Genomic DNA, 1,633 nt, shown 5'->3' on the forward strand with positions numbered 1-1,633 from the left:
CGATTAAAATTTCACTTTACATTCCTTCCCTATCGATCCCCTCTTGGATAATGTGGAATTTTCCTCTATACTATTAATATTATTGTATTTTTAGATGACGGTGGTTATGAAATGATTTATAACGTGAAAATAGATGCTTTTGAAGGTCCTCTTGACTTACTTCTACATTTAATTCATACATTGGAAATTGATATTTATGATATCCCAGTTGCGGAGATTACTGAGCAGTACCTCTTATATATTCATACTATGAAAGAATTAGAATTGGATGTAGCAAGTGAATATTTAGTAATGGCTGCTACGTTGCTGGCGATTAAAAGTAAAATGCTTCTTCCTAAGTATGAGGAAGATCTTGAGGATGAAAATGAATTTGCATATGAAGAAGATCCGCGTGATGAACTTGTTGAGAAACTATTAGAATATAAAAAGTATAAACAAGTAGCGGAAGAGCTTAAAAGTTTAGAACAAGAACGAAGTTTAATGTTTTCGAAGCCACCAGCTGATTTAACATATTTAATGAAAGATGCAAGTATGCAACATATTGATTTAAATGTTTCGTTGTACGATATGCTTGGCGCGTATCATAAATTATTGCGACGTAAAAAACTTCAAAAACCGTTACATACAAAAGTAACGAAGCAAGAAATTTCGATAGAAAAACGCATGAACGAAGTAATGAAAGAAATTGGTTCAAGAACAGGACGTGTAAGTTTTGGGTCCTTATTTCCATATCATGATCGAGGACATATTGTTATCACTTTTTTGGCCATACTGGAATTACTCAAGCGAAATGAAATATACACTGAACAAGAAAACAATTTTGCAGAATTATTCATTGCGAGTAAGGAAGGTGTCATGATCGGTGAATAAAAATCAAATGCAGGGAATTCTAGAGGCTCTATTATTTGCAGCTGGAGATGAAGGAATATCCATACAGCAAATTACTAATGTACTAGAAACGACTGACCTTGAAGCAACAAATATACTTGAAAATTTAAGAGAGCAGTATAATAAAGGTGAGAGAGGCCTCACTATTATAGAGGTGGGTGGGGTTTTTCAACTTGTAACGAAGAAGGAACACTCTGATTTTTTAAGAAGGCTAGTAGAATCACCAAGTAATGGAGGATTGTCACAAGCTTCATTAGAAACATTGGCGATTATTGCATATAAGCAACCTATTACGAGGGCAGAAGTTGAAGATATTCGTGGAGTAAAAACGGATCGTGCCTTGCAAACTTTAATGGCTAAAGCGCTTATTAAAGAAGTGGGAAGAGCAGAAGGAACTGGTAGAGCTCGTCTTTTTGGTACGACCAAAGAATTTTTAGATTGCTTCGGATTAAAAGCAATTGAAGAATTGCCGCCGTTAGAAGAGACAAGTGAAGATGCATTAGAACAAGGAGAAGCTGACTTGTTCTTTGGTTTACCAAATTAATATTTACATGTAAAAGAACAAATGATTGATATGACAGTACTTTCTGAATTATGTTACTATAAGAGGGAAGTGGGTGTGGTGGAGTTTTCCCATCTATCAGTTATTCGTTCTTTTTACATTTTAAGATTTGATACATCATGACAATGCCATTAAATATCTGAATAAACTTGAGTTCTATCCCATTCTAACTGGTACTAAGAC

2 protein-coding genes are annotated in these 1,633 nt (G+C 34.5%); both read left to right on the forward strand.

All coding sequences use genetic code 11. From position 1 onward, the window contains the following. Positions 1 to 111: 111 nt before the first annotated feature. Positions 112 to 870: a segregation/condensation protein A gene (locus tag V7014_RS10475; RefSeq protein WP_335506841.1), complete on the forward strand. Its 759-nt coding sequence runs from the start codon at positions 112 to 114 to the stop codon at positions 868 to 870. 7 nt (positions 871 to 877) lie between these two features. After that, complete coding sequence (scpB, locus tag V7014_RS10480; protein ID WP_335506885.1) at positions 878 to 1,432, forward strand: SMC-Scp complex subunit ScpB; 555 nt, start codon at positions 878 to 880, stop codon at positions 1,430 to 1,432. The last annotated feature ends 201 nt before the right edge of the window (positions 1,433 to 1,633 follow it).

This window comes from Bacillus sp. JJ722, from assembly GCF_036963345.1.
In the GTDB taxonomy this organism is placed as follows: Bacteria; Bacillota; Bacilli; order Bacillales; family DSM-1321; genus Bacillus_AD.

What these genes read in the sequence shown, in the direction of transcription:
- V7014_RS10475 (WP_335506841.1), top strand. Translation starts at nt 112, where the DNA reads ATGATTTATAACGTGAAAATAGATGCTTTTGAAGGTCCTCTTGACTTA.
- scpB (WP_335506885.1), top strand. Translation starts at nt 878, where the DNA reads ATGCAGGGAATTCTAGAGGCTCTATTATTTGCAGCTGGAGATGAAGGA.